General features: G+C 61.5%; 19 protein-coding genes. 8 read left to right on the plus strand and 11 right to left on the minus strand.

Going from position 1 to position 26,680, the window contains the following annotated elements; genetic code table 11:
• Window positions 1-15: 15 nt before the first annotated feature.
• The gene (locus AB5Z09_RS07390) at window positions 16-1,968 is read right to left on the minus strand and encodes a monovalent cation:proton antiporter family protein (protein ID WP_005358805.1); all 1,953 of its coding nucleotides are present in this window, start codon (window positions 1,966-1,968) and stop codon (window positions 16-18) included.
• 118 nt (window positions 1,969-2,086) lie between these two features.
• On the opposite strand from AB5Z09_RS07390, the gene AB5Z09_RS07395 reads away from it, so the two are divergent.
• The gene (locus AB5Z09_RS07395; RefSeq protein ID WP_005347848.1) at window positions 2,087-2,989 is read left to right on the plus strand and encodes a GGDEF domain-containing protein; all 903 of its coding nucleotides are present in this window, start codon (window positions 2,087-2,089) and stop codon (window positions 2,987-2,989) included.
• Window positions 2,990-3,078: 89 nt separating this feature from the next.
• Here the strand turns inward: AB5Z09_RS07395 and tilS are convergent, their stop codons facing one another.
• The gene (tilS, locus tag AB5Z09_RS07400; protein WP_368194957.1) at window positions 3,079-4,437 is read right to left on the minus strand and encodes a tRNA lysidine(34) synthetase TilS; all 1,359 of its coding nucleotides are present in this window, start codon (window positions 4,435-4,437) and stop codon (window positions 3,079-3,081) included.
• Window positions 4,438-4,657: 220 nt separating this feature from the next.
• Here tilS and AB5Z09_RS07405 point away from each other — a divergent pair, with 220 nt between their 5' ends.
• Complete coding sequence (locus AB5Z09_RS07405; RefSeq protein ID WP_368194958.1) at window positions 4,658-6,691, plus strand: M13 family metallopeptidase; 2,034 nt, start codon at window positions 4,658-4,660, stop codon at window positions 6,689-6,691.
• Window positions 6,692-6,749: 58 nt separating this feature from the next.
• On the plus strand, window positions 6,750-7,193 hold the full coding sequence (locus AB5Z09_RS07410) for a PliI family lysozyme inhibitor of I-type lysozyme (RefSeq protein WP_005338483.1): 444 nt from the start codon (window positions 6,750-6,752) through the stop codon (window positions 7,191-7,193).
• 76 nt (window positions 7,194-7,269) lie between these two features.
• Here AB5Z09_RS07410 and pdxY read toward each other — a convergent pair whose 3' ends face one another.
• The 6 genes from pdxY to AB5Z09_RS07440 form a co-directional block, all read right to left on the minus strand.
• Window positions 7,270-8,130 carry a pyridoxal kinase PdxY gene (gene pdxY / locus AB5Z09_RS07415; protein WP_362784469.1) on the minus strand — a complete coding sequence of 287 codons (861 nt, stop codon included), beginning with the start codon at window positions 8,128-8,130 and terminating at the stop codon, window positions 7,270-7,272.
• 93 nt (window positions 8,131-8,223) lie between these two features.
• Complete coding sequence (locus AB5Z09_RS07420) at window positions 8,224-10,356, minus strand: lysine decarboxylase CadA (RefSeq protein WP_236347354.1); 2,133 nt, start codon at window positions 10,354-10,356, stop codon at window positions 8,224-8,226.
• A 77-nt stretch (window positions 10,357-10,433) separates the two neighbouring features.
• Entirely contained in the window at window positions 10,434-11,768 is a 1,335-nt protein-coding gene (gene cadB, locus AB5Z09_RS07425) for a cadaverine/lysine antiporter (RefSeq protein WP_005347861.1), read from the minus strand.
• A 749-nt stretch (window positions 11,769-12,517) separates the two neighbouring features.
• On the minus strand, window positions 12,518-14,065 hold the full coding sequence (gene cadC / locus AB5Z09_RS07430; RefSeq protein WP_120414998.1) for a lysine decarboxylation/transport transcriptional activator CadC: 1,548 nt from the start codon (window positions 14,063-14,065) through the stop codon (window positions 12,518-12,520).
• Between the two features lie 392 nt (window positions 14,066-14,457).
• Complete coding sequence (yjeH, locus tag AB5Z09_RS07435; protein WP_120414997.1) at window positions 14,458-15,738, minus strand: L-methionine/branched-chain amino acid transporter; 1,281 nt, start codon at window positions 15,736-15,738, stop codon at window positions 14,458-14,460.
• Window positions 15,739-15,826: 88 nt separating this feature from the next.
• Window positions 15,827-16,726, minus strand: a complete 900-nt coding sequence (locus AB5Z09_RS07440) for a LysR family transcriptional regulator (RefSeq protein WP_120414996.1) — start codon at window positions 16,724-16,726, stop codon at window positions 15,827-15,829.
• A 152-nt stretch (window positions 16,727-16,878) separates the two neighbouring features.
• On the opposite strand from AB5Z09_RS07440, the gene AB5Z09_RS07445 reads away from it, so the two are divergent.
• Together AB5Z09_RS07445 and AB5Z09_RS07450 are read left to right on the plus strand one after the other, a co-directional pair.
• Entirely contained in the window at window positions 16,879-17,901 is a 1,023-nt protein-coding gene (locus AB5Z09_RS07445; protein WP_120414995.1) for an MBL fold metallo-hydrolase, read from the plus strand.
• Window positions 17,902-17,992: 91 nt separating this feature from the next.
• Window positions 17,993-18,712 (plus strand): ABC transporter substrate-binding protein, encoded by a 720-nt coding sequence (locus AB5Z09_RS07450; protein ID WP_064337068.1) that lies wholly within the window; start codon window positions 17,993-17,995, stop codon window positions 18,710-18,712.
• A gap of 91 nt (window positions 18,713-18,803) precedes the next feature.
• On the opposite strand, the gene AB5Z09_RS07455 is transcribed toward AB5Z09_RS07450, so the two are convergent.
• Window positions 18,804-20,096, minus strand: a complete 1,293-nt coding sequence (locus tag AB5Z09_RS07455) for an HAAAP family serine/threonine permease (protein WP_005338498.1) — start codon at window positions 20,094-20,096, stop codon at window positions 18,804-18,806.
• 498 nt (window positions 20,097-20,594) lie between these two features.
• On the opposite strand from AB5Z09_RS07455, the gene AB5Z09_RS07460 reads away from it, so the two are divergent.
• Window positions 20,595-21,533, plus strand: a complete 939-nt coding sequence (locus AB5Z09_RS07460; protein ID WP_088869934.1) for a LysR family transcriptional regulator — start codon at window positions 20,595-20,597, stop codon at window positions 21,531-21,533.
• Window positions 21,534-21,606: 73 nt separating this feature from the next.
• Window positions 21,607-23,019 (plus strand): MATE family efflux transporter, encoded by a 1,413-nt coding sequence (locus tag AB5Z09_RS07465; protein ID WP_368194959.1) that lies wholly within the window; start codon window positions 21,607-21,609, stop codon window positions 23,017-23,019.
• A 115-nt stretch (window positions 23,020-23,134) separates the two neighbouring features.
• On the opposite strand, the gene alsS is transcribed toward AB5Z09_RS07465, so the two are convergent.
• The gene (gene alsS, locus AB5Z09_RS07470) at window positions 23,135-24,805 is read right to left on the minus strand and encodes an acetolactate synthase AlsS (protein WP_368194960.1); all 1,671 of its coding nucleotides are present in this window, start codon (window positions 24,803-24,805) and stop codon (window positions 23,135-23,137) included.
• An 18-nt stretch (window positions 24,806-24,823) separates the two neighbouring features.
• Window positions 24,824-25,618, minus strand: a complete 795-nt coding sequence (gene budA / locus AB5Z09_RS07475; RefSeq protein WP_335818605.1) for an acetolactate decarboxylase — start codon at window positions 25,616-25,618, stop codon at window positions 24,824-24,826.
• A 108-nt stretch (window positions 25,619-25,726) separates the two neighbouring features.
• Here budA and AB5Z09_RS07480 point away from each other — a divergent pair, with 108 nt between their 5' ends.
• Complete coding sequence (locus AB5Z09_RS07480; RefSeq protein WP_043818935.1) at window positions 25,727-26,662, plus strand: LysR family transcriptional regulator; 936 nt, start codon at window positions 25,727-25,729, stop codon at window positions 26,660-26,662.
• The last annotated feature ends 18 nt before the right edge of the window (window positions 26,663-26,680 follow it).

Genomic DNA, 26,680 nt, shown 5'->3' on the forward strand with positions numbered 1-26,680 from the left:
TGAGTGCGAGGGGATTCAGCGCCCCTCCAGCAAACGCTGCTCCGCCTGCTCCATCGCCACCACGGTACCAAACAGGATCAGCCGATCCCCAGCCGCCAGCACCAGCTCGGGTCTGGGCTCCAGACTCTGATCGCCGCGCTGCACCTCCTTGATCCGCACCTCATCGAGCGGCAGCTCGCGCACTTCATGGCCCACCGCCCACGCCTGATCGTGCAGCAACAGGGGATGGAGGCGTTCAAGCAGCTGATCTGCCTCCAGATTGCTGGCACTCTGATCCCCCCAGTAGAAGCCGTGCAGGAAGCGATACTGGCTGCTGCGCTCCAGCTCCATCCGACGGATCACCCGACCGATGGGGATATCGCAGTTGAGCAGCAGGTGGGAGACCAGCATCAGGGCACCCTCTTGGGATTCGGGAATCACCTCGAAAGCCCCCGCCTGCTTGTACTGCTCCAGAAAGCTGTCATCCCGGGTGCGCACCAGCACCTTGAGATCCCCCGCCAGTTCGCGGATCAGTGCCAGCATCGCCTCAACCCGCTTGCGGTCATCGAAGGTGATGATCACCAGCCGTGCCCGCAACAGACCGGCGGCCAGCAGAATATCGCGGCGACTGGCATCGCCGAAGGCCACCTGCTCCCCTGCCAGCTTGGCCTCGCTCACCCGCTCGGGGTCGAGGTCTAGGGCTAGGAAGGGGATCTCCTCGATCTTGAGAAAGCGGGCACAGGTCTGCCCCGCCCGGCCAAACCCGGCAATGATGACGTGCTGGTTTTTGCTCAGGCCCGACTGGGCGACTTCGGAGCGGGTCAGCAGCGCCGGGTCGGTCAGGCTACGGGCCAGCGAATGGGCCTGGGTCACCAGCCAGGGGGTCATGGCGATGGAGATGATGCCGATGCCGATCAGCAGGGAGACCAGTTGCTGATCCAGCAAGCCGTGGTGCAGTGCCAGCGCCAGCAACACGAAGCCGAACTCCCCCACCTGACTGAGCATGATGCCGGCGGCCATGCTGTCGCGCTTTCGCTCCCCCATCAGCCGCCCGGCCAGCAGCACCAGTAGGGATTTGCACAGCACCAGCAACACCACGCAGATCAGTACCTGCCACCATGCCCGCGCCACCAGCTCCCACTCCATGGCCATGCCGATGGTGATAAAGAAGAGCCCCATCAGCACATCGCGAAAGGGCTTGATGTCTACCTCAAGCTGATGACGGTAGTGGGACTCCCCCAGCATCATCCCCGCCAGAAACGCCCCCAGCGCCATCGACAACCCCAGCGAATGGGTCATGTAGGCAGCCAGCAGCGCCACCAGCAGGGCGCTCAGCACGAACAGCTCGTCAGAGCGGGCCCGCGCCACCTCGTGAAACAGCAGCGGCAGCAACCACTTGCCCACCGCCAGCAGAGTGAAGAGGGCAAACAGCCCCTTGAGGGTGGCCCAGGCGATCTCGGCGGCCAGGGCGCTCCCCTGCACTTCCGGCTGGGCGAGGATGGGGATCATCACCAGCAGGGGCACCACCGCCAGATCCTGAAACAGCAGCACGCTCACCCCCAGCTGGGCACGGCGGGTGTGGAGCTGCTTCTGCTCGCCGAGCTGCTTGATCACCACCGCCGTTGAGGAGAGTGCCAACGTTCCCGCCACCACCAGCGACTGGGCCAGACCCAGCCCCCACCACCAGCCGATGGCGAAAAAGAGCAGTGACGTGAGCAGCACCTGCAACATCCCGACCCCCAGCACCAACCGGCGCATCGCCAGCAGTTTCGGCAGGGAGAACTCCAGCCCCAGCGAGAACATCAAAAAGACGATCCCCAGCTCGGCAATGGTCTGCATGATCGACTGGCCGGTGATCACCGCCAGCCCGTGGGGGCCGAGCAAGACGCCGGCAATCAGGTAGGCGAGGATCACCGGCAAGCCGAGGCGCCGGAAAGTTGCCACCAGCAGGACGGCGGCGAACAGCAGGATCAACAGGTCGGTGTACAAATTTTCCTCTCCTTTTATCGACTTAAGCTTAGTCAGCCGATCTGGCGGGCAGGAAAGATATATTGGGCATGCCAATTGCAGGGAGGAGACAGTAGTCAGGTGTTACAGGTGGAAGACCATGGAAAATACGTCGTCACTTAATGGCTTTAGCCATGGCATCGAGCAGTGGGTTCGCCAGATGGAACGGCTCACGCCGTTGCCCAGCGTTGAACGCAACCAGTTGCTCGAGCAGTTGTTGGGGCAGAGCGATCTCGGCGGTCTGCTGACAACTTTTGCCGATCGTGCGGCAAGAATTGTCAGGATCCACGGTCTCTACCTCGATTGTGGCCAGCCCCATGTGCTGATCCAGCACCCGCCGCTGGCCACCCTCAACCTGCACAACTATCCGTTCGAGCTGCGCGGCCAGCACGGCCAGCTGCTCGGCCAGCTCCACTACGAGCTGGAACATCCGCTGAGCGGCAGCCAGCAACGGGTACTGATGCAATACCATCAGCTGCTCTGCCTGCTGCTACCCCTCTATCTGCGGCTGGAAAAACTGGATCAGCTGGTCAGGCTCGATCACCTGACCGGCCTTGGCAACCGCTCCTACTTTGACGAGGCTATCGGTCGCGCCATCGAGCAGCACAGCCGCGAGCCCCACGGTCTGGTGCTGGTGCTGCTGGATCTCGATCGCTTCAAGCAGATCAATGACACCTGGGGTCATCCGGTGGGGGATCTGGTGCTGAGCCGCTTCGCCCAGCTGCTCAAGGGGTGCATCCGCAGTACGGATCAAGCCTTCCGGCTCGGGGGAGATGAATTTGCCCTGCTGCTGCAACCGGCCGAACCCGAGGCGTGGCGCCCGGTCTGGCTGCGACTGCAGCACATGTTGATGACCAACAAGGAGCTCAGCACCTTCTCGGTCGGATGCAGCCTTGGCGCCGCCAGCTGGCAATCCGGGGTCGATGTGCCGAGCCTCTACGAGGCGGCCGACAGTCACCTCTACGCCCGCAAGAAAGCAGGCAAGGCCAGCCCTAACGAATAATCGCGAACTCTTCTTTGCTCCGGCACATGCGCGCCATGTGACCGGAGCTTCTTTTTTTGGGGCTAATCCCCCCTCACACCGAGATCACCTCAGGCAAGATCCTGCTCGGGCAAAACCGGAGCTGCGCCGCCCCCCTGCCAGTGGCAGACCAGCCCGGCCCCCTGTGCCATAAAACCGTCGCAGACAAAGAGCCCCACCACCGCCGCCACCTGTTCGCCATAGTAGAGGATGGGGATGCGCCCCCGCTGCCACGAAGGCACGCCATACTCCTGCAGCAGCTTCTTCATCCGCCGACTACCGCTTCGCCCCACCGGTTTGAGGGGGATCCCGGGCGCTACCTGAAAACGCACCGAGAGCGGCTCGTCCGTTCGGGGGGAGCGCAGCCGATCCTCGCCGTGCTCCGCCATGCGCACCACCAGCTCGCCCAACCCGTCCGGCAGGGTCAGCGGCTCACCCACGGTCAACGGCAATACCTGATGGCAAGGTTGCAGATCAGGGCTCACCAGATAGAGCCGCTCCTGAAAACGGCGGCAGCTCTGGCGCCCCCAGTTGAGCTGGGGATTGGCATCGCCGCGCGCCAGCGCGACCTCCTGCCAGAGCCTGGCAAGCTGCTCACGGGATGGCATCTCCCCCCCCTGACGGCGGATCCAGTAGCGCAGCAGGTTGTTGCGCCGGGTCGGTGAGAGGGCGTGCAGCGGGCCGATATGGAGCGCCTCCCCCTCACCCGCCAGCTGCCAGTCGCTCTCGGCCAGCTCATCCAGCAGCGCCTCCTGCTCGGCGCACAGGGCCATGCTGCGCGCAGCGGTCTGGGCCATGGCGGGCCAGCGCGCCTTGAGCTGGGGGATAAGCGTCTGGCGCAAAAAGTTGCGGTCATAGCTCACGTCCTGATTGCTCTCATCCTCCACCCAGCCAAAGGGGAGGCTCGCCGCCGCCTCGGCCAGCTCGGCACGACTCATATCGAGCAGCGGCCGCAGCAGCAGACCGCCAGCAAAGGGCTGGCTTGGCAGGATCCCCGCCAGGCCACGCAGACCGGCGCCGCGCTTGAGGGCCAGCAGCAGGGTCTCCAGCTGATCGTCCTGATGGTGGGCGGTGAGCAGCCACTCCCCCTCCCGCATCCGGGCGGTCAGCCGCTGGTAACGGGCGGTGCGGGCCTGCGCCTCCAGACTCTCGCCATTGCCGCGGGCCAGAGTCACTCGCTCGACCAGCAGCTCCACCGCCAATTGCTGACACACGGCTTCACAATGAGCGACCCACTCATCGGCATGGGGACTGAGGCCGTGGTGCACGTGCAGGGCGCGAAGTGGCAGGCCATGCTCGCGAGCATACTGCGCAGCCAGCACCAGCAGCAGGGTGGAGTCGAGGCCACCGCTGAAGGCCACCAGCAGGCGAGTGGAACCTTCCGGTTCTGGCAGAGTCTGACAAAAGCGAGAATAAAGATGAGAAATCATAGGCTTCCCCAAAACGGACCGGCCGATCTTAGCAGAGTCGCGGCTGGCAAGCTGCACTGTGGCGACTCAAGGCTCGTTCGGGAGCATTCATCCTGACGACGCCGCTTGCGCCGGCACGGCAACCCACCCTAGAGTAGAGCTCGCCTGTGCAGACCCGAAAGTCACCAGTTCAAAAGAGGCGCAGGCAGGGAAGCAAACAACCCGATGTGGAATCAATCCCATGAACAACAAGAAAAGCATTCTGGCCGGCCTTATCGGGCTGGCCCTGTTGGCTGGTTGCAGCCAGGCGCCCGAGAGCGCGCCGAAGCACTCTGGACTGGCGCTGGCCAATATGGACACCCAGGTCAAACCCGGCGATGACTTCTTCCGCTACGTCAACGGCAAGTGGCTCGCTACCGCCAAGATCCCCGACGATCGCCCCGCCGACGGCGCCTTCTACATGCTGCGAGACAAATCCCTCGCCGATGTGCGGGTGCTGGTCGAGGGGCTGGCCCATCAGCAGGCCGCCACCGGCACGCCGACCCAGCAGATCCGTGATCTCTACGCTAGTTATCTGGATCAGGCAGGCCGCGACGCCAAGGGGCTCACCCCGCTGGCCCCCGCCCTTGCCGATATCGACCAAATCCGTGATCAGGCGACACTGGCCCGCGCCTTTGCCCAAAGTGGCCGCATGGGCGGCGGCGCACCGTTCGGTATCTGGATCGATGCCGACGCCAAGGCACCGGATCGCTATGCGGTCTACCTCTATCAGGGCGGATTGGGGCTGCCGGATCGCGACTACTACCTCAAGCAGGACCCCGACAGTCAGGCGCTGCGCCAGAAGTACCAGCAACATATCGCCGCCATGCTGAGTCGCCTCGGGGAGTCTGATCCGAGCGGCAAGGCCAAGCGAATTCTGGCCCTCGAAACCCGGCTCGCCACCATCCAGTGGGACAACGTCGCGCTGCGGGATCGGGAGAAGAACTACAACAAACGCCCCGCCAGCGAGCTGGCACGTCTCGCACCTCACCTCGACTGGCAGGCCTATCTCGATGCGGCCGGCATTGCCGCCCAACCGGAGCTCGTCATCGGTCAGCCGACCTATCTGAGCGCGCTGGATCAGGTGATGGCCCAGACCCCCATTGCCGACTGGCAGGCCTACCTCAAGTGGCAACTGCTGACCGACTACGCCCCCTATCTCGACAGCGAGACCGATCGGGCCAACTTCGCCTTCTACGGCACCACGTTGAGCGGCACGCCCAAACAGCGCGCCAGCTGGGAGCGTGGGCTGGGGGTGTTGAACGATCATCTGGGTGAAGCGGTCGGCCAGCTCTATGTGGCCCGCTACTTCCCGCCTGCGGCCAAGGAGCGGATGGAGCAGCTGGTGGAGAACCTGCGCACCGCCTACCGCCAGAGCATTGAAGAGCTCGACTGGATGTCGCCGGAGACCAAGACCCAGGCACTCGAGAAGCTGGCCAAGTTCCGACCCAAGATCGGCTATCCGGACAAGTGGAAGGATTACAGCGCCATCGCCATCAAACCGGACGATCTGGTGGGCAACCTGCAGCGCTCGCAGGCCTTCGAATATGCCGACAATCTGGCTCGCCTCGGCAAGCCGGTCGATCGGGACGAGTGGCACATGTCGCCGCAGACGGTGAACGCCTACTACAACCCGAGCAACAACGAGATTGTCTTCCCGGCGGCCATTTTGCAGCCCCCCTTCTTCGATATGACAGCGGATGACGCAGTCAACTACGGCGCCATCGGCGGGGTGATCGGCCACGAGATGGGCCACGGTTTTGATGATCAGGGGGCCAAATCCGACGGCGACGGCATGATGCGCGACTGGTGGACACCGCAGGATCTCAAGGAGTTCCGCTTCCGCACCAGCCGGCTGGTAGCTCAGTACAACCGCTTCGAACCCATCAACGGCCAGTTCGTCAACGGCCAGTTCACCCTGGGCGAAAACATCGGCGATCTGGGCGGCCTCACCATCGCCCACAAGGCCTACGAGCTGTCGCAGGATGGCAAGGAGGCGCCGGTGCTGGATGGCTTTACCGGCGAGCAGCGCTTCTTCCTCGGCTGGGCGCAGGTGTGGAAAGGGATGTATCGTCCCGAGCTGATGCAGATGCTGCTGCGCTCCGACCCCCACTCGCCGCCCGAGTACCGGGTCAACGGCGTGGTACCGAACATTCCCGCCTTCTACGAGGCATTCAACATCCAGCCGGGGGACAAGCTCTATCTGCCGCCCCAGAAGCGGGTGAAGATCTGGTAACAGCATCACGGCGGGCTCCCCGGGAGCCCGCACTCAAGAGACAGCAAGAGGTTGCAAGATGAACAGAGCATTGATGATGGCAGGGCTGCTGACCCTGCCGCTGGCGGCACAAGCACAAGCCGAAGAGGGATTTAGCAAGCAACTGACCCTCCCCTCCGGGCAGGTGATCCGGGTGGCGCAGGGGGCCGGTGAACCCGCCTCCATCGGCAGCTATGACGTGCGGCTCTATTCGGGCCAGAACGCCCAATTTCCACTGGATGAGTTTCAGGATGGCAAGGTGATGGCCCGCAACGGCTTTATCCGGGAGCTGAAACTGGTCGATTTGAATGGCGACAAACAGCCCGAGCTGGTGGTCATCATCGAGAGCGCTGGCAGCGGCAGCTATCAGGATGCCGATGCCTACACCGTCAGCCCGCAAGGGGAGCTGGAGATCTTCAATCAGGTCAAGGAGCTGGAGCCCAAAGAGGATGTGGTCAAGGCGCTCAAAAGCCCGCAAGACTAAACCATCTCCCCGAATCTGAAATATAAAAAGCCCTGATGATCAGGGCTTTGTTGTTTCTGCTGTTGACGCAAATAGCCTAGAGGCGGGTCGCCCGAATGGAGACCTGCGGCAGCGCCATCTCGTGCTGGGCCGCCACCAGTTGCAGCTCGTAGGCCCCCGCCAGCCAGGTACGAGCCAGCACCGCATCCACGCTGGCGTTGGTAAGTTCGAACGCCGCTACCGGGGTACAACCGGCCAGCAGATTGGCCAGCATGGTGGCGCTCAGCAGATCCCCCACCCCGATGGGGTGGCGAGCAAAAGGGTAGAGCGGGCGGGATAGATGAAAATCCCCCTCCTCGCACACCAGCAGCATTTCGAAGCGGTCCATGGCAAAGCCGGCCTTGCCCAGATGTTTGACCATCACCAGCTTGACCCCTTGCGCGCGCAACTGCTGGCACGCCTCGATGGCCTCCGGCACATTGCGGATATCGCGGCCGGTGAGCTGTTCCAGCTCCAGCAGATTGGGGGCCAGCATATCGGCACAGGCCAGTGCCCGGTTTTTCAGAAAATCGGCGACGCCGGGTGCCACTATGCACCCCTTGTCGGGATGACCCATCACGGGGTCACAAAAGTAGAGGGCGGCCGGATTGAGCGCCTTGAGCCGGGCCACAGCAGCCAGGATCTCCTCCCCCTGTTCGGCCGAGCCGAGGTAGCCGCTCAAGATCGCATCGCACTCGGCCAGCACGCCGATCTCCGCCAGGCCGTTTACCAGCTGACGGATATGACCGCCGGGCATCACCATCCCCTGCCAGCCTTCGCGGTATTGGGTGTGGTTGGAGAACTGCACCGTGTTCATCGGCCACACCTCGATCCCGAGGCGACGCATGGGAAAAACGGCGGCGCTGTTGCCGGCACAGCCAAAGACTACGTGGGATTGAATGGAGAGCACTCGCTTCATGATTGGCGACTCACGCAATAAGAACAGGAATTCCGGAGGGAAAAACGGGCCTTGCGGCCCGTTGTTGTCACTTTCGACTGTTGTCACTGTCGATTAACGCAGCACCTTGACGGTGTAGCTGCCATCGGCCTGACGATAGAGGCCGTGGATGTCGGTCTCGAAACCCGGGTAGTGGGCACCGATCTCGCACAGCATCTCGAGGAACTCGAGCACCGGCAGAGAATCCTGGGTCACCATCTCGCCCGGCAGTACCAACGGAACTCCCGGCGGGTACGGCAGGATCATGTTGGCGCTGATGCGGTCAACCATGTCACGCAACGGCACCTCTTCCAGATTGCCCGCCAGCTCTTGCTGCCATGCAGCATGCGGGGTCATCTTCATCTCCGGCAGCACATCGAACGCCTTGAACATCAGCTCCGGCAGACGGTACTTGCAGGTCAGATCGTGGATGCTCTGGGCCAACTCCTGAATGCGCATCCCTTCGTAGAAGCTCGGGTCTTCACGATAGAGGCTCGGCAGGATGTTCTTGATGGTCAGGTTCAGGTCATAACCACGCTTGAACTCGGTCAGGGCGCGCAGCAGTTGCATCGCCTTGGACTGATCGATACCGATGGAGAAGAGGAACAGCATGTTGTAAGGGCCGGTCTTCTCGACCACGATGCCGCGCTCGTCCAGGAACTTGGAGACCAGAGAGGCAGGGATGCCCTTCTCCAGCAGCTGGCCGTCACGGCCCATACCCGGAGTCAGCAGGGTAACCTTGATCGGATCCAGGTACATGTGGTTGTCATCGATGTCCTTGAAGCCGTGCCAGTCATCTTTCGGATCCAGCTTCCAGCACTCGACGGTGTCGATGTTGTCCGGCTGCCATACGTCGAAGAACCAGCCTTCGCTCTGATCACGCAGACGCTTGATCTCTTTGCGGAAGGAGATGGCGCGATCGATGGAGTCCTTGATCAGACGCTTGCCGGTGTTGCCACGCATCATGGCAGCGGAGATCTCGGTCGATGCCACGATGCCGTACTGCGGCGAGGTGGAGGTGTGCATCATGAAGGCTTCGTTGAAGGTCTCTTCCTCCACGTCACCCTTGATGTGGATCATCGACGCCTGGGAGAAGGCCGCCAGCAGCTTGTGGGTGGACTGGGTTTCGTAGAACACCTTGCCCGGCATGGCTTCGCCGCTCATGCCGCACTTGCCTTCATAGATCGGGCTGAAGTTGGTGTAAGGCACCCAGGCACTGTCGAAGTGGATGTAAGGAGTGTCCAGCGCTTCCTTGATGAAGCCGGTGTTGTAGAGCAGGCCATCATAGGTAGAGTTGGTGACGACGGCGTAACGGGGAGCCTGGGCACCCGGTGTCGCGGCAACCTTGGCAGCGATGGTGTCACGGCTGAATTCGCTCTGCGGGATACCACCCAGAATGCCGTAGGCGTTGCGGGTCGGACGGAAGTAGATCGGCGTCACGTCGTTCATCATCATCAGGTGAGTGAGCGACTTGTGGCAGTTACGGTCAACCAGCACTGTGCTGCCGGCCGGCGCGGAGTACATGCCGACGATCTTGTTGGCAGTGGAGGTGCCGTTGGTAACGATATAGGAGCGATCGGCGTTGAAGGTACGGGCGATGTACTCTTCGGCTTCCTTGTGCGGACCTGAGTGATCCAGCAGGGAGCCCAGCTCCGGCATGGAGATGGAGACGTCAGCCTTGAACGCATTCGGGCCATAGAAGTCATAGAAGATGCTGCCGGCCGGGCTCATCTGGAAGGCGGTACCGCCCATGTGACCCGGAGTACAGAAGGTGTATTTACCCTCTTCCACGTACTTGAACAGCGCCTTGGTGAAGGGCGGCAGGATGGCGTCCTGATACTCCTGAGTGGCCTGACCCATCTTGAGGGCGATATCGTCGGCCATGCCGAGACGGTACTCGAAGAAGTGCACGTTCAGACGCAGGTCGGTCAGGTGAATATCCAGAGTGGACTGGTCGTTGGCGAAGGCGAAGATCGGCAGCTTCTCGTTGCGATCGTGGATCTCCTTGCACAGACCCAGAGAGTATTTGTCCCAGTCGAAGATGGCACCGCAGACGCGGGGGTTCTTCTCGATCAGTTTCAGCAGATCGGCCACATCGACCGGATAGACAACCTCGAAACCCTTGCGCTCGAGGGAGGCTTGCAGCTGGCGAATGGGTTCTTCTTTAAAGAAAACGCCCAGGTGGTTGAGGATGGCAATGATATTCATCGTAATGCTCCACACGTAAAGGGGCGCTCTCCATCAGGGATGGTGAGTGAAGAGCGCTCGGAAGATAAAAGGGGGAATTAGTTGCTGGGTTGCTCGTTGAGCAGGGCGTCGTGCTGACGCAGACCCTGTTTTTTGGCGTAGAACATCAGGATGATGAGCGACACCACGAAGGTAGCGGTGAGGTTGGAACCCTTGGCCCCCATCAGAGCTACCAGACAGAAGACGCAGGCCACACCGGAGAAGATCATCGCGCCAATACTGCGGGAGGTCATGCCCTCGAAGCGAATGAGGTTAATGCTGGAGTAGAAGTAGGGCAGCATGGTCAGCAGCACCGCATCGGTAGTCAGCACGTTGAAGAGATCGGCAGCGTGAGCGGACTGGGAGGTGAAGGCGGTCAGGCCAACCATCAGGGCAGTCATCTTCAGGGAGCCGAGGATCAGCCCCTTCTTGGCCACGCCATTCTTGTCCACTTCACCGTAGATTTTCGGGAAGTTGCCGTCGTTGGCGGCACGCTTGCCCGCTTCGCCCACCAGCATCATCCAGGAGCCCAGCGAGGTGAAGCAGGCCAGGGCGGTGAAGGCAGAGACGAACGGCGCAGACCAGCTACCGAAGATGGCGGAAGAGGCCATGGCAAACGGGGCGCCGGAGGCAGCCACTTCACCGGCCGGGAACATGCCGCTGATCACCTGGGTAGAGAGGATGTAGATAACACCCGCGATACCGGTACCCAGCATGGTAGCGAGCGGTACGGTACGCTTGGGGTTCTTCACCATGCCGGAAGAGACGGCGGCAGATTCAACACCGACGAAGGACCAGAGGCAGATCAGCACGGCGCTGATGACCGCATGCAGGTCGCTGCCACTGGTGGTGTTCCAGTTCTGGCTGTAGACGGTGGCATCAAAATGACCCCAGCCCATCACCGCAGTACCGACCACTGGCAACAGGATCAGCACCAGACCCAGAGTACAGAGTCGGCTCACCCAGCTACCACCAAGCAGGTTGACGAAGGTGAAGATCCAGACGGCAGCGATGGTGGCTGCAGCGGCCGGGATCGGGCTGTTGAGAATGGGGAAGAAGACCGAGAGGTAGGAGACACCGGTAATGGCGATGGCCAGGTTACCGATCCAGTTGGCGTGGTAATAAAGCACACCGGTCTGGAAACCGAACACCGGAGAGATCTCACCAGCGTAAGCAATGGGGCCACCCTCTTGCGGGTTCTTGGTCGCAAGGCGGGCGAAGACGAAGGCGAGGCCCATGGCGCCTACCAGACAGATTGCCCAGCTAAAGACAGAGATGGAGCCGATGGTGGCCAGTGCCGAAGGCAGCAGCGCAATACCACTCCCCATCATGTTGCCGGCCACCACACCTGTACAGGCGATAAGGCCAATCTTCTTGCTCGTATCTAGGGACATAAGATCTCCGGTTCTATAAAAGGTCGGGTCGTCACATACACATTTGGCGGAACGCCCCGCCAAAGAATGGGCACAGACTAGGCCTCTCGTCCCCGGAAAACATAAAGACCAGCTAACGGATAAAAATATGAGACAACTTTTTTCGCCGCTTCGTCGCTTTCGCTAAAAACCATTTAAAAACAGTAAATTGACATCAAGCCATACCGTCATCTTGATAAAACCTTGATATCCGGCCACCCCGTTTTTGCCCCTTGATAACCCCCTTATCTCGCCGCCTTGATATTTTTGGCCAGATAAACCCTGGATAAAGCAGCTCCCAATGCGCCAACTCCCCTTGTAACCATCCGAACGCCCAGCTGACCATCACCCTGAGTGGCCGCTCACCTCCTGCTTTCCCCTTCGCTCGGCTCATCACAATCCAAACTCAGAGGTAAAGCACAACGGCGATAACCGGTAAGCAATGAGAAATGGGTCGAGACAGACAGCTTATCCCGCCGCCAACAATGAGCAGATGTCACAAGCTGCGTGCGCGGCGTGAAGCTGAACAAACGCGAGTGCAGCGAATGCCGCGGGCAAGACAAAGGCAGATAGTGGGGAGCAGCGGGGGATAAATCGGGCCGCACCAGAGCGACTATCCCCGGTGGAAACAGGCAGGATTGAGACAAGCAGAAACAGCACAGGCCGCCCGAAGGCAGCCTGTGGATGGGGTCGGCAACCGCGCCGACCGGGGGAAAACCAACACTGCGGAGTTAGAAGAGCTTCACCTTGCTCTGGCCCAGCGCATTGAACAGGGCCGGGGTGAGGCTCTCCATATTGCTGTAGAAACCGAGCTGCTGGCAGAGCAGATAGGTCTGCTCGGTCGCCTCCATCAGGAAGGCCTGACTGTAGGCATCCCCCGCCGCCTCGGGACGACCGTCCAGCTCCGCCAGCTTGCCCTGCAGTATGTAGTAGAGCACCGAGCGGCCGCGACTCGCCGCCTTCTCCAGCAGATAGTTGGCCTGCTGTTGCTGGCCGTTGAGGATCGCCTGCAGGGTCAACGCCTCCCACACCCGAGCAGGCAGGGCGCCACTGTTTTGCACCACGCTGGCGAGATGGGTGCCAATCCCCTGCAGCCGCTCGCTCTCGGATTTGCCCGCCAGGGTCGCCAGCGCCTCGCCCGCCAGATAGCGCTCCGCCAGCAGCAGCGGCTGATCCGGATGGGCAATCAGCGCCTGCTCCAGCAGATCGATGCCGCGCTTGAGGGCGACCGGATCCCGGCTGTTGATGTAGTACTGCGCCTCCATCATCGCCATCAGGGAGGCATCATCGGTCGGCCAGCCCATCCCCGGCTCGGCATCGGGTTGGTCGAGGGCGCGCAGCAGATCCTGGCTGCTCGCCTGCAACACGCCGTGCACACTGTGGCGACTGAGCTGGTACTGATGGCTGAACAGCACCCGGTTGGTATTGATATTGCGATACTCCAGATCGAGATAGGTGCCACGGGGCTGGCGGGTGACCCGTACACTCAGCTCCTTGCCGGGCATGATGCCCCCCATCAGAGTGGTGGCACCATACTGCACCCGCAGCGGCGTAGCCACCGCCACCTCCCCCATCAGGGCGCGGGTAATGCCATCGGCGAGGCGCACGTTCTCGTTGTTGTCATCCATACCGGAGTGGAAGCGGAACACCAGCAGATTGGGATCCAGCATGGCATGCACCTGGGGGCTGGTGTGCTGGTAGCTGAGCATGCTGACAATGGCGATCAGCACGATGGCAACGAAGATATCGAAACTCACCATCTTCCAGCGGCTGCGGGCATCCTTGGCATGGGTGGAGATGGCGCGGGTCAGGGGCCCGGCGGGAAAAGGGGCGACATTGGGCTGTGCATCATCATCCTGCTCAGCCGCAGGCGGGCTCAGATCGGAGAGCGTCGGGTTGTCTGAGAGAGCGGTATTGACCGCGGGCTGCTCGTCCGCCATCACCACAGAAACCACCTGCAGCGGCCTTACCGGTGCCACCAGCTTGTAGCCGCGCTTGGGCACGGTGACGATATAGTCGGTCGCATCGGTGCGACCATCTTTGAGGATCTTGCGCAGTTCGAAGATGGACTGAGTCACCACCTGATCGGTCACCTCGGCGCCATCCCACACCTCGTTGATCAAGGCATCGCGGCCAAACACCGTGCCGGCATTATGGGCCAGAAACCGCAACAGGTTGACCAGTCTGGGTTCGAGGTAGACCTCGCGGTCGAGGCGACACAACATGTTGTCGTCAACGCTCAGGGTCCAGTCGTGGATCTCAAAAACCGATTCGCTCATGATTCACTCGCTGCAGATGGTGACAATGCACGATGAGAGAGACGCAAAACCCGGGCTGACTGAACGGAACAAGGCGCTATCACCACAGGTGACAGATAAAAAGAGAACCGAAGCAATCACATCTCTGAGAGTCAGTCTGGCCAGGCCATCCTGTTTACGTCTGAAGGGCATCCTTGCGGGCATTCCGACCACCGGGATCGGAAGGGATCACTTTAAGCAAAACGGGAGCTGGATCCCACTTTTTTTGGCTATAAATCGCCGTTGAGTTGATCCGACACCGCACTTTTCGGCAAATAGCGTGCCAACTAGTATTCATATGAACATCCCATATGCCGTAATCAAAAAGCCCTGAACATCAGGGCTTTCTCATTTCTTCGACCATCGGGGAGACGTTACTTCGCTACCGGAAGCGCATCCTGCTGACGACTGCGGCGCAGATGACGCCGCCACAACGAGAAGCCGCCGTAGCCAAGACTCAGCACCACCGCATAGAGCACCTGAGTGGCGAGCGCCACCAGCACCAGAGCGCAGAGCAGCACGCTTATCCCCGCCAGCCCCTTGCCCACCCCACCTAGCAGGCGCCAGCCCGCCGCCATGCAGAGCAGGTAGACCAGCACGAAATTGCCGTTGGCGTAGCGGATCAGCTCATCGAGCGGCAGTCGCAGCCAGATGATGAGGGTGATACAGAGCAGACAGATGGCGAGCACCAGACCGAGCGCCCGCAGCGGCGCGCCGCGCGCGGTGAGCACAGCCAGCGAGGGGGGCAGCTTGCCTTCCCGCGCCATGCTCCAGATCAGCCGTGCAAAGCCCTGAATATAGATGTTGATGCTGGCAAAGCAGGAGAGGTAGCCGAGCACCGCCACCAGCCACTTGGCGGTGGGGCCGAACAGCAGCGCCAGCAGGGAGGGGATGGCGGTGGCGTTTTTCGCCTCATCGCCGTAGAGGCCATATTTGAGCACCACCAGCGAGTGCACCCAGTAGATAAGCCCCGCCAGCAGTACCCCGCCGAGCAGGGCAATGGGGTAGTCCCGCTGTGGCCGTTTGAACTCCTCCCCCATATGGGCGAAGGCTTCCAGCCCGACGAAACACCAGAACATCACCGCCAGCGCGGTAGCCATAGGGGGCCACTCATCCGCGCTCGGCAGCGGCCGGGCCGCATCGCGCCAGCTCACCTCCCCCTTGAACCAGATAAGCAGGGTGAGCCCCAAAATGGCGAGCGCGATCAGCAACTGCAGGTTGCCGGAGGAGCGCGCCCCGCGCAGCCCCAGCAGAAAGACCCCGAGCAGGGTGAGCAGCTGGATGGCCCAGAGGGTCCACTCCCCCATCTCGAACAGGGCGTGCCAGAAGCCGGCGGCAATCATCAGGGCGGCAGGCAGGCCCACCGGCAGCACAGCCAGAAACAGGAAGGCGGAGAAGCGCTCGGCGCCGTTGCCAAAGGCAAGGCCAATCAGGTGCGGCGCGCCGCCCGCATGGGGATAGCGACGGCCGAGGCGAGCGAAGGTAAAGGCGATGGGCAGCACCAGCGCAATCAGCAGCAACCAGGCCCAGAGCGAGGCCCCACCCGCCAGCGAGGCTGCGGTCGCCGGTACCACGAAGATCCCGGTGCCGAGCAGCGAGGTGGCGAGCAGCCCCATCCCCTGCCAGAGCCCGAGATCCTTTTTCAACCCAGACATATCCTTTTGTCCTGACTAAAAAAACATCCCGCCATGTTAGGCCTGCCCCGCTCCTTTGTTAAGCACGGTAGCGAGAATATGCAGCCTTTTATTCAGGCTCGGGCTCAGCTTGCAGGGATTCGGCCAGAAAATCCCCCAGCAGGGTGATCTTGAGCACCTGCCGCCGCGCCGCCGGATAGATGAAGTAGAGGGTCTTGGCCGGGCTCTGATAGCGGCCAAGCAGCGGCAGCAGACGCCCCGCGGCGATATGGTCATGCACCTGTTCGGCTGGCTGCAAGGTGATGCCAGCCCCCGAGAGCGCAGCCGTCAACAAGGCTGGCCAGTGATTGATGCGCAGGCGCGAGGCAACCCGCACCTCCTCGCTCTGACCATCCTCGCCGACAAATTGCCAGCGCTCATGCTCCCCCCAGTTGCCGTGCAGGCACTGGTGGCGGGCGAGATCGGCCGGATGACGGGGCACGCCGTGGCGATTGAGGTAGTCGGGCGCCGCGCAGAGGCGGTAGTGCTGGGTCAGCAGCGGACGGGCGATCAGCGCCTCATCCTGCGGGCGCAGGGTGCGGATGGCGGCGTCGAACCCCTCCTCCACCAGATCGACCCAGCGCGGAGTGAGCTGCAGATCCAGATCCAGCTTGGGGTAGCGGTCGATAAAAGCGGGCAGCAGCGGCACCAGCCGATGGTGGCCAAAGCTGAGGGGAGCGGCGATGCGCAGCCGTCCGGCCGGCTCGGCCAGCAGGTTCTGGGTGAGCGACTCGGTCAATGCCAGCTCCTCCAGTACCCGCTGACAGCGAGCGAGAAAAAGCTGGCCCAGCTCGGTGAGAGTCTGCTGGCGGGTGGTCTTGTGAAACAGCTTGCCCCCCAGCCACTGCTCCAGTCCCAGCACATGCTTGCCCACCATCTGGGCGCTGATCCCCTCTTCGCTCGCCACCGCGCTGTAGGAGCCGAGATCCACCACCCGGGTGAAGATACGCATGCTGGTCAATCGGTCCACAACCGCTCCTTTGTTCGTTCCTGAGTAACACGACCCGCTACCGAGCCCTGATTCACAACCAAAAGTTTAGTAAGAAATGGATTTTAGCCAATTTATTCAACTTTTAGTTACCAATACAGTGATGCCATCCCTCCCCCACAGGATAAATTCCCATGAAAAGCACCTATCTGGCCGCCCTGCTGGTCGGTCTGCTGGCCAGCGGCGCCAGTAAGGCCGCCGAGAGCAGCTTTATCAGCAACCACGACCATGCCCCAGCCTCAGCAACTCAAGCCCAGCCCGATATCTTTCGGGTCAGCCTGCTCGGCACCGGCACTCCGGTACCCCAGATCAGTCGGGGCGGTTACAGCACTCTGGTCGAAGCGGGCAACCAGAAGCTGGTGTTCGATTTTGGCCGCAACTCCGCCACTCGCCTGTGGCAGCTGCATATCCCCATCGGCCGGGTCAACGCCTTCTTCCTCACCCACTTTCACTCCGACCACACCAACGGGCTGGCGGATCTCTGGCTGACCGGCTGGCTGCAACCGGCCTATGGCCAGCGCCACGCGCCGATGGAGCTCTACGGCCCCAAAGGCACCACAGCTCTCGCCCGTGGCTTGCAGCAGGCCTACGCCACCGACATCGCCACCCGGGTCAAGGATGAGGGAACGCCGCTGGACGGGGTGGAGATCAACAGCCACGAGGTCACCGCCGGGGTGGTCTACAACCATGACGGGGTCAAGGTAACCGCCTTTGACAACGACCACGGAGTCAACATCAAGCCATCATTCGGCTATCGCATCGACTATCACGGCCACAGCGTGGTGCTCTCCGGCGATACCCGCTACAGCCCCGAAGTGGTGAAGCAGGCCAAAGGGGCCGACCTGCTGGTGCACTGCGTCTCAATGACCTCTGCCGAACAGATGAAGGCCAACCCGGGCTACAAGGCGATCGCCGGTCACCTCGCCTCCCCCGAGCAGGCGGCCCGGGTAATGAACGAAGCCAAACCGGCGCTGACCGTGTTCAGCCATATCGGCCTCAACGGCAAGATCAGGGTCAAAGATCTGGCGCAGGATCTGCGCGCCCGCTACACGGGCCCCTTCGTCATCGGCAACGACCTGATGCAGATTGATCTGCCCACCACGGCCTCCGGCAAGGGCTATGCCCTCTGGCAGTCGGAGAATATCGACAATAAATAGATGGCACGGATGCCGGTCAGCCATGGCCGGCATCCGCAATCGACACCGGGGGCTATCTTTAAGGGGTGTTTGACCACAAGGAGTTATCTCTATGAGCCTGAAATGGAAGCACCTCGCCCTGGCCACTCTTCCCTTGTTCGGCATGTCGGTCGCTCAGGCGGCGGTGTTGACCAGCCTTGAATGGCCCCCTTACACCAGCGCCAGCCTGCCTGAACAGGGCAAGAGCAGTCAGGTGGTGACCGCAGCCTTTGCCCTGGCTGGCGACCCGCTGACTATCAAGTTCTACCCCTGGCAACGGGCCGTGGACGAGGCAACCAACAACCCAGAGGTACTGGGTTATTTCCCCGAGTATCTCGACCCCAAGAGCAGCTGCCTCTTCTCTGACCCCATAGGTAACGGCCCTCTCGGGTTTGCCCAGCGAGCCGATCAGCCGGTCACCTGGCAGAGCCTTGATGACCTCAAGGGCAAGAAAATTGGTGTCGTCACCGGCTATGTGAATACCACCGAGTTCGACGAAAAAGTGGCCAGCAAGGCGCTCTCGGCTGACGCCACCAGCTCGGACAGCCAGAACCTGCTCAAGCTCGGCAACGGTCGGCTCGATCTGGCGGTTATCGACCAGAATGTGATGACCTATCTGCTGGAGAGCGATCCCCAGCTCAAGGACGTCGCCGCCAACCTCGGCTTCAACGGCAAGATCCTCGAGGACAAGTCCCTCCACGTCTGCTTTACCAACTCAGCCAAGGGGAAAGAGGCGCGGGACAAATTCAACAAGGCGCTGGCCAGCGATGAGGTGAAGAAGCTGATGAAGTAGCGATACCGCATCCGCTCAGCGCCCCAAACACCCATAAAAAAAGCCGCCTCTTGCGAGGCGGCTTCTTCATTCAACTTGGTAACCGGAGTTATCAGGCAATCAGCTTGTAGATGATACCGGACATGGCGATCAGGCCGATGATGGTCACGAAGCCGTTGCTGATGTTGCCAGCGTATTTGCGCATGGCCGGAACCTTGGTGATGGCGTACATCGGCATCAGGAACAGCAGCATTGCGATGATCGGGCCGCCCAGGTCTTCAATCATGCCGAGGATGCTCGGGTTGATGGTAGCGATGGCCCAGGTGGTCAGGATCATGAACACGGCAGTGACTTTGTTCAGCTGCTTGGTGTCAACGTTCTTGCCCTTCTCGCGCAGCGCCTTGGCCATCAGGCCGTTCATGCCCTCTTGCGCACCCAGGTAGTGACCCAGGAAGGATTTGCTGATGGCAACCATGGCGATCAGCGGAGCCACAGTACCGATAACCGGGTTATCGAAGTGGTTGGCCAGGTAGGACAGGATGGAGATGTTCTGTTCTTTGGCAGCAGCCAGGTCAGCCGGGGAGAGGCTCAGTACGCAGCTGAATACGAAGAACATAACGGTCATCACCATCATGACGTGGGCGCCCAACAAGATGTTGCTGCACTTCTTCTCGGCACCTTCACCGTAACGACCTTTGTTGTCCACCGCGAAGGAGGAGATGATCGGGGAATGGTTGAAGGAGAACACCATTACCGGGATAGCCAGCCACAGGGTCTTGATGAAGTCACCGTTGAAGGCGTCGGACAGGGCCGGAGCTTCAGTGATGATGGCACCGTTCCAGTGCGGGATCAGGTAGAACGCCAGACCCATCAGGGTGAGCACGAACGGGAATACCAGCACGCTCATCGCCTTGACGATAACCTGGCCGCCCAGACGAACAACCGCCATCAGACCGAGGATCAGGGCCAGTGACAGAACGGCACGGGGAGGTGCAGACATGCCCAGCTGGTGAACAATCACGCTCTCGACGGTGTTGGTGATGGCGACTGAATACATCAGCACGATCGGGTAGATGGCAAAGAAGTAGAGCAGGGTGATGAATTTGCCTGCGGTCTTGCCGAAGTGCTCTTCTACTACTTCAGTGATGTCGCCATCACGGGTAGAGCCGGACAGCACGAAGCGGGTCAGACCACGGTGAGCAAAGAAAGTCAGCGGCAGCGCCAGGATCAACATGGCAACCAGCGGCCACAGGCCACCTACACCGGCGTTGATTGGCAGGAAGAGCACACCGGCACCGATCGCGGTACCGTACAGACCCAGCATCCAGACCACATCGGCCTTGTTGACGCCGCGGGAGGTGTTGCTGGCTAAACGACCATCAGCTGCAATATTCATGTCAGACATACGTTGTTCCTGTCATCTAGGAAAATGGGATTCTTGTTTGGTCGGGCCTTGGCCCGGTTCCATCTCCCTGGAACGCCTGCTGTCCGTCCTTGATATTAACCTCTCGCCCCCCGGCAACCTGGCCATCACTCCTTGTGACAACAGGATTGCAACAAACAACAGTGCGAGATTTTGACCCTGAGGGTCGGCGCCCGTCTCACTTAACAACCGATTAACGTGCGCCACTCTTGATGGGCTGACTTTAATTAAATGCCCTTATTAATCACAGCGTTTTTTTGAATTAATCAACCAAAGTTTGATTTTGGTCGCCTTTCGGACGACCAAGATCACACTCAAAGCGCCTTATTGTGAGTTTTTTTTAACAATTCAACTTAGTTTCACTGGAATCAATGGCCTGCGAGCAGCTACATATTTGCAACAAGCCACCCGTTTAGCGCGGATTGTGTGCAGCACGGCCTTGGCGTACCCTTGTGACTCACGCCTTTTTGTTGATTGATGATGACCATTACCCGTACCGATCTCGCCGAACTGGCGGTATTTGCCGCCGTCGCCCGTCACCGCAGTTTCAGCAAGGCCGCCCTCGAACTCGGGGTCTCCGCCTCCGCCCTCAGCCATAGCCTGAAGGGACTGGAAGCCCGTCTGGGGGTGCGGCTGCTCAACCGCAGCACCCGCGCCGTGGTGCCGACAGAAGCGGGCCAGCGGCTGCTCAAGCAGCTGCTCCCCACCCTCAGTACTCTTGAAGAGGCGCTTTGCGAGCTGGCCCGCAACAGCGATGAACCGGTGGGAAGGCTCAAGCTCTGCGCCCCCCGCGGCGCCATCGACAGCCTGCTGGCACCTGTGCTGATCGACTATCTGGCCCGCTATCCGCGGATGCAGGTGGAGGTAGTGGAGCAGGAGTTGATGCCCCGGCTGATTGAGGATGGTTACGATGCCGCGCTCTTTTATGGCGATCTGCTGCCCAAGGAGATGATCGGCATCCCCCTCGGCCCGCCCCAACGTTATCTGGTGGTGGGCTCCCCGGCCTATCTGGCGGAGCACGGTACGCCGGAGCACCCGAGCGAGCTGAGCCGCCACGCCTGTATCGGCTATCGCCTCACTCCGCACCATCACTATCGCTGGGCCTTTGCCGCCGACGGCACCATGCTGGAGATCGAAGTGACCGGGCCGCTCACCACCAGCACCCCGGCCCTCTATCTGGGCGCCGCCGAGGCGGGGCTGGGGCTCGCCTACTGTCTGGAAGAGGAGGTAAGCCAAAAGGTCGCGGAGGGGAAACTGCTCACCGTGCTGGAGCCCTGGTGCCCCACCTTTGCCGGCTTCTATCTCTTCTATCCCAGTCGGCATCAACTGGGCAGCGGCCTGCGCATCCTGATCGACATGCTCAAGGCCCACTACCAAAACCCCGGATTGGTGAGTAATACTCAGCAATTCATCAAGTGAAACCCTGATTATCACCAAATAAGTATTAATCTAGACTAGCTGTTCGATAATCGAACTCCCCGAGAGAACAGATATGTCTGCCTATTTAACACTGCGGCAACGGGCCATGACCCGTCGCTTCTGGGCTTACGCCCTCCCCTCCATTCTTGCCATGCTGGTCTCGGGGGCCTACTACCTCATCGACGGCATCTTCGTCGGCCACTATGTCGGCGCCGCTGGCCTCGCCGGGATCAACCTGGTCTATCCGGTCATCATGGTGCTGATCGGCCTGGCCGCCATGATAAGCATGGGGGCGGCCACCGCCATCTCCTTCCAGCAAGGGGCGAAAAACGACAAGCTGGCCCGTCAGGCGCTGGTCAACGCCCTCTGGCTGCTGGCCGGACTCGGGGGCGTTGCGCCGGTGCTGCTCTATTACACCCACACCGATATCCTGCTGGGGCTGGGAATTGAACAGGGCACCGAGACCTGGAAACAGGCGAGTGACTACCTCACCTGGATTGGCGGCGGTACCCTGCTGCTGGCCAGCAATCTGGCGGTCCCCTATCTGCTGCGCAACGATGGTCGCCCGAAACTGGCCATGGTGCTGGTGAGCAGCGGCGCCGTGCTCAATATCATCCTCAACTACATCATGGTGGGTCGGCTGGGGCTGGGATTGATCGGTACCGCGCAGGCCACCCTGATGGCAGAGGGTGCGGTGAGCCTGATCGGCCTTGGCTACTTCTTTACCCCCTGGGCGCGGCTGTGCCTCAGCTGGCGGGATCTGGTGCCCAACCTCCCCGCCATGCCGCACCTGCTCTTTACCGGTCTGCCGAGCCTGATTGCCCAGTTCAACCTCGGGCTGCTCTTGATGCTGCACAACAGCCAGCTGATGGTGTATGGCAATGTGAAGGATCTGGCGGGTTTTACCGTGGCCGGTTACACCGAAGCGGTCTTTATCGTCATTCTGCAGGGGCTGGCGTTCGGCATTCAGCCGCTCATCAGCAAGGCGGCAGGGGCCAAGCGCCATCGCAACCTCAAGTACCTGATGGAGATGGGGCTCAAGTTCACCTTTATCTACGGCATGCTGGTGTGGCTCACCATCCAGCTGCTGCCGGGACAGGTCGCCATGCTCTATACCGGCGACAAGGATCCCGAACTGCTGGCCGCCGCCATCAGCAGCCTGACCCTCAACCTCGGCGCCATTCCGCTGGAGGGGATCATCATGTTCGGCATCGTGCTGCTGCAATCCATGGCGCGTACCCGTCAGGCGCTGGTCATCTCCATCGCCAAAACCGTGTTGCTGCTGCCGCTCATCTTCCTGCTGCCGCAACTGTGGGGGCGTGATGGGGTGCTGATGGCCCAGCCCGCGACCGTGCTGCTGCTCACCCTGCCGCTCTGCTGGCTGCTGTGGCGCGAGTGGCTGCGCCTGAAGATGGCCTGCGCACCAAAAGCCAAACACCGCCCACAACCGGCCCGCGCACGCGCCGCCGTCCAGCTGGCCCGTTAAGGCCACCCATCCCGCGTAGCAATAAAAAACCGGCATCACCTGATGCCGGTTTTTGCTATATGGATGGGTCTGCCTGCTCTTATACAGGGATTAAGGCCAGCACTGCTGCCCACACTTATGCCAATACTTCTGGCCTGAGCTGGGCCATCAGCCCCGGGTTGTCGGAGTAATCCACCGGGATCGCCACCACAGCGGGCCCCTCCACCGCCAGCGCGGCCCGCAGGGTGACGCGCAGCTCATCGGCCGAACGCACCGCGAAACCGGCCGCCCCGAACGATTCGGCATAGCGTTTGAAGTCGATGGGGCCAAAAGAGACGCCGGAGGTGCGGCAATATTTCTGCTGCTCCTGCATCGCCACCATGTTGTAGCCGTTATCGACCCAGATGATGTGGACGATATTGCTCTTGAGCCGCACCGCCGTCTCCAGCTCCATGCTCGACTGCATAAAGCTGCCATCCCCCGATACCGAGATCACCTTCTCACCCGGCCGCACCAGCGCCGCGCCGATGGCCCACGGCAGTGCCACCCCCATGGTCTGCTGACCATTGGAGATCAACACCTGACGGGCACGGAAGCTGTAGAGGTAGCGGGCAATCCAGATATGGAAGCTGCCCATGTCGACACAGAGTGTCATGTCGTCGCGCACCAGATCCTGCAGCTCGCGCACGATACGCAAGGGGTGAACCGGATTGCCGTGCAGATCGTCGGCCCGCATCGCCAGTCGCAGCCGCTGCTGGCGTACCCCTTGCAGCAGCCGATCCACCTCGGGGGGGCGGATTTTCGGATTGCCCATGATGCGGGTCAGCTGCAACAGGTTGGCGCGGATCGACCCCACCAGCTCGGCGGTCGGGCAGTAGCTGCTGTCGATATCGGCAGGCAGCACGTCGATATGGAGGATGCGCCGCTCCCTGTCGCCATTCCACAACACGGGGTCGTACTCGATGGGGCTGTAGCCGATGCAGATCACCAGATCAGCCCCAGCCAGCAGCTGATCCCCCGGCTGGTTGTTAAACAGCCCCACCCGTCCGGCAAAGTCATCGAAGTGGCAGCTGTCCACCACCCCGGCGGCCTGATAGGTACCGGTCACCGGCAGCCGCGCCTTGTCGAGGAAGGCGCGTACCGCTTCGGCATTCTCCGGCCGGCTCGCCATCAGGCCGAGCAGCACCACCGGATTCTCGGCGTTGCGCAGCAGGGTCAATGCCTGCTCCATATTCTGTTCGTCGGCGCAGCCCGGCTCCGGCACCTCGCGGGGCACCAGCACATTGCCCTGCACAGGCTTGTTGATGATATCCATCGGCAGGCTGACAAACGCCGCCCCCGGCCGTCCCAACTCGGCGGCGCGAAAGGCGTTGGCCATCACTTCCGAAATTGCCGCCCCGCTGTTGACCTGGGCGCTGAACTTGGTGACCGGACGGCAGAGGTTGACCGTATCCATGCTCTGATGAGTGAGCTTGAGGCCATCGGCACGGCGCACCGCACCGCCCAGCGCCACCATGGGGTCCCCCTCCGAGGTGGCCGTCGCCAGCCCAGTAATAAGGTTGGAGCAGCCGGGGCCCGAAGTGACCAGCGCCACCCCCGCCTTGCCGGTGAGGCGCCCCACGGCGGCAGCCATAAAGGCGGCGTTCGCCTCGTGGCGCACCACTATGGTCTCGATGGGGGAGTCCTCCAGCGCATCGAACACCCGGTCAATCTTGGCCCCCGGAATTCCGAACACCTGCTTGACCCCTTGCGCCTCCAGATGACGAACCACCAGCTCGGCACCGCACTTCCACTGTCTGTTTTCCATGATATTGCTCCTTGTCTATCAGCCTTCGGCGGCCTGAATGGCGCGATCGAGATCGGCAGGGTTGAGGTCGGCCTGCCGGAAAGCGGGATCCGATGGCAGGGCCAGATTGAGGTGACGCACCACAGAAAGCCGCAGGGCGCCGTGGGCCATGGTGTAGTCGAGCAGATGGCCGCCCCCCTTGCGATCGGCGGTGATCATGTGTTCGTGAAAGCCCGCCACATTGACCCCCTGCACGAACGGCGGGCAGCGAAAGCCCACCAGGGTTCCCGCCACCGCGGCAAAGCGAAACAGCGGCTGCTGTTCGATGGCTTCCAGCATGGGGCGATAGGGGGGCTCCTGGCGCGGCACGGTACGGACCTTGGCCGTTTCAAACTGGCCGTCGAGGCGCAGGGCGACGAAGACGTTGTCGGAGCCCACCAGCCGATCCACCCACTGGTGGATCTCGTCACGGCTGAGGGGATGGTCGAAGCGACGCTCCAGACAGGGGCGAAAATGGGTCATCACCGCAAAGGGGGTCTTCTGATCGGCGCGGGCGGGCCGGGCCGAGCCATCGGAGCGCAACTGGTGGATCTGGCGCTCGAAGGCGATCAGCTCGCCATCGAGGTGGTTGAAGGTGCCAAGGCCAAAGTCGCCGTGGCGCAGCAGCTCGCTCATGGTGGTCTCCCCTTCGTAGACCCCCGCCAGCAGGGCGCTCATCAGGGAACTCTGGTAGATCTCGCCACCGTCATGCTGCCTGCGCCAGCGGGAAAACTGCTGGCTCACTTCGAGGGCACAGCTGCACCCGGCACTGTCAGATGTTGCAATATGTTCCATTCGGGTTTCACCTCCACCGTGAATCCTGTTAGCGTTCGGATCCAATGGTGACTTGGTTCACATTTCAACACCAATACGCTGATCCCATGACTTTGAGACTCAATCGATATGGAACTTCGTACGCTCCGCTACTTCATGGCCGTTGTTGAAAAGCAGAATTTCACCCGCGCAGCCGAATCACTCAACATGGCCCAGCCGCCGCTGAGCCAGCAGATCCGCAAGCTGGAAGAGACCCTGGGCACCCCGCTGCTGCGCCGTTTGACCCGCAGTGTCGAGCTGACCGAGGCGGGCGAAAGCCTCTATCGGGATGCGGCGCAGATCCTGGCGCTGGCCGATGCGGCAAAACTTAAGGTGAAACGGATTGCCCGGGGCGAGCAGGGGGCGCTGCGGATCGGCTTTGCCGGGTCCACCGTGCTCCACCCCGCGGTGCTGACCCTGCTGCACGACTATCGGGAGCGCTACCCCGAGGTGGCCCTCAGCCCGCAGGAGGGCACCATGCCGGCACTGGTGGAGGCGCTGCGCAACGATCGGCTGGACGCCGCCATCTTGCGGCTGCCCTGCCGGGGTAGCGAGGGCTTTGCCCATCACCTTATCGAGCAGGAGCCGCTGCTGATCGCCCTGCCGACCAGCCATCCCAAGGCCAAGCCGGGCCCCTTGCCACTGGCCAGCCTGAAGGACGAGAGTTTTATTCTGTTTCCCCACGCCATCGGGCCCGGGCTCTATGACGGAATAGTGGGTCTCTGCCGGGAGGCGGGCTTCGAGCCGATACTGGGGCCCGAATGCCCGCAGGTGATCTCTACCGTCGGCATGGTGCAGGCGGGCTTTGGCGTGACTCTGGTGCCCAGCTCGGTGGCGGCGCTGCGCCCGCTCGGGGTCAGTTATCACCCCATTGAGGGCAACGGCATGATGACCAGCATCAGTCTGGCGACACGGCCACACCCAAGCAGTGCCGTGCTGCGGCACTTTATCGCCCAGATCCGTGCCGCCCAGATACGACAAGGCCTCCCGAAGGAGGCCCTGTTGAACAAGCTTGAACCGGTTTGATGACCAGCTTGCCTGATG

Origin of the sequence: Aeromonas sp. R2-2 (genome assembly GCF_040908355.1) — a bacterium.
In the GTDB taxonomy this organism is placed as follows: Bacteria; Pseudomonadota; Gammaproteobacteria; order Enterobacterales; family Aeromonadaceae; genus Aeromonas; species Aeromonas veronii.

What these genes read in the sequence shown, in the direction of transcription:
- AB5Z09_RS07395 (WP_005347848.1), top strand. Translation starts at nt 2,087, where the DNA reads ATGGAAAATACGTCGTCACTTAATGGCTTTAGCCATGGCATCGAGCAG.
- tilS (WP_368194957.1), bottom strand. Translation starts at nt 4,437, where the DNA reads ATGATTTCTCATCTTTATTCTCGCTTTTGTCAGACTCTGCCAGAACCG.
- AB5Z09_RS07405 (WP_368194958.1), top strand. Translation starts at nt 4,658, where the DNA reads ATGAACAACAAGAAAAGCATTCTGGCCGGCCTTATCGGGCTGGCCCTG.
- AB5Z09_RS07410 (WP_005338483.1), top strand. Translation starts at nt 6,750, where the DNA reads ATGAACAGAGCATTGATGATGGCAGGGCTGCTGACCCTGCCGCTGGCG.
- pdxY (WP_362784469.1), bottom strand. Translation starts at nt 8,130, where the DNA reads ATGAAGCGAGTGCTCTCCATTCAATCCCACGTAGTCTTTGGCTGTGCC.
- AB5Z09_RS07420 (WP_236347354.1), bottom strand. Translation starts at nt 10,356, where the DNA reads ATGAATATCATTGCCATCCTCAACCACCTGGGCGTTTTCTTTAAAGAA.
- cadB (WP_005347861.1), bottom strand. Translation starts at nt 11,768, where the DNA reads ATGTCCCTAGATACGAGCAAGAAGATTGGCCTTATCGCCTGTACAGGT.
- cadC (WP_120414998.1), bottom strand. Translation starts at nt 14,065, where the DNA reads ATGAGCGAATCGGTTTTTGAGATCCACGACTGGACCCTGAGCGTTGAC.
- yjeH (WP_120414997.1), bottom strand. Translation starts at nt 15,738, where the DNA reads ATGTCTGGGTTGAAAAAGGATCTCGGGCTCTGGCAGGGGATGGGGCTG.
- AB5Z09_RS07445 (WP_120414995.1), top strand. Translation starts at nt 16,879, where the DNA reads ATGAAAAGCACCTATCTGGCCGCCCTGCTGGTCGGTCTGCTGGCCAGC.
- AB5Z09_RS07450 (WP_064337068.1), top strand. Translation starts at nt 17,993, where the DNA reads ATGAGCCTGAAATGGAAGCACCTCGCCCTGGCCACTCTTCCCTTGTTC.
- AB5Z09_RS07455 (WP_005338498.1), bottom strand. Translation starts at nt 20,096, where the DNA reads ATGTCTGACATGAATATTGCAGCTGATGGTCGTTTAGCCAGCAACACC.
- AB5Z09_RS07460 (WP_088869934.1), top strand. Translation starts at nt 20,595, where the DNA reads ATGACCATTACCCGTACCGATCTCGCCGAACTGGCGGTATTTGCCGCC.
- AB5Z09_RS07465 (WP_368194959.1), top strand. Translation starts at nt 21,607, where the DNA reads ATGTCTGCCTATTTAACACTGCGGCAACGGGCCATGACCCGTCGCTTC.
- alsS (WP_368194960.1), bottom strand. Translation starts at nt 24,805, where the DNA reads ATGGAAAACAGACAGTGGAAGTGCGGTGCCGAGCTGGTGGTTCGTCAT.
- budA (WP_335818605.1), bottom strand. Translation starts at nt 25,618, where the DNA reads ATGGAACATATTGCAACATCTGACAGTGCCGGGTGCAGCTGTGCCCTC.
- AB5Z09_RS07480 (WP_043818935.1), top strand. Translation starts at nt 25,727, where the DNA reads ATGGAACTTCGTACGCTCCGCTACTTCATGGCCGTTGTTGAAAAGCAG.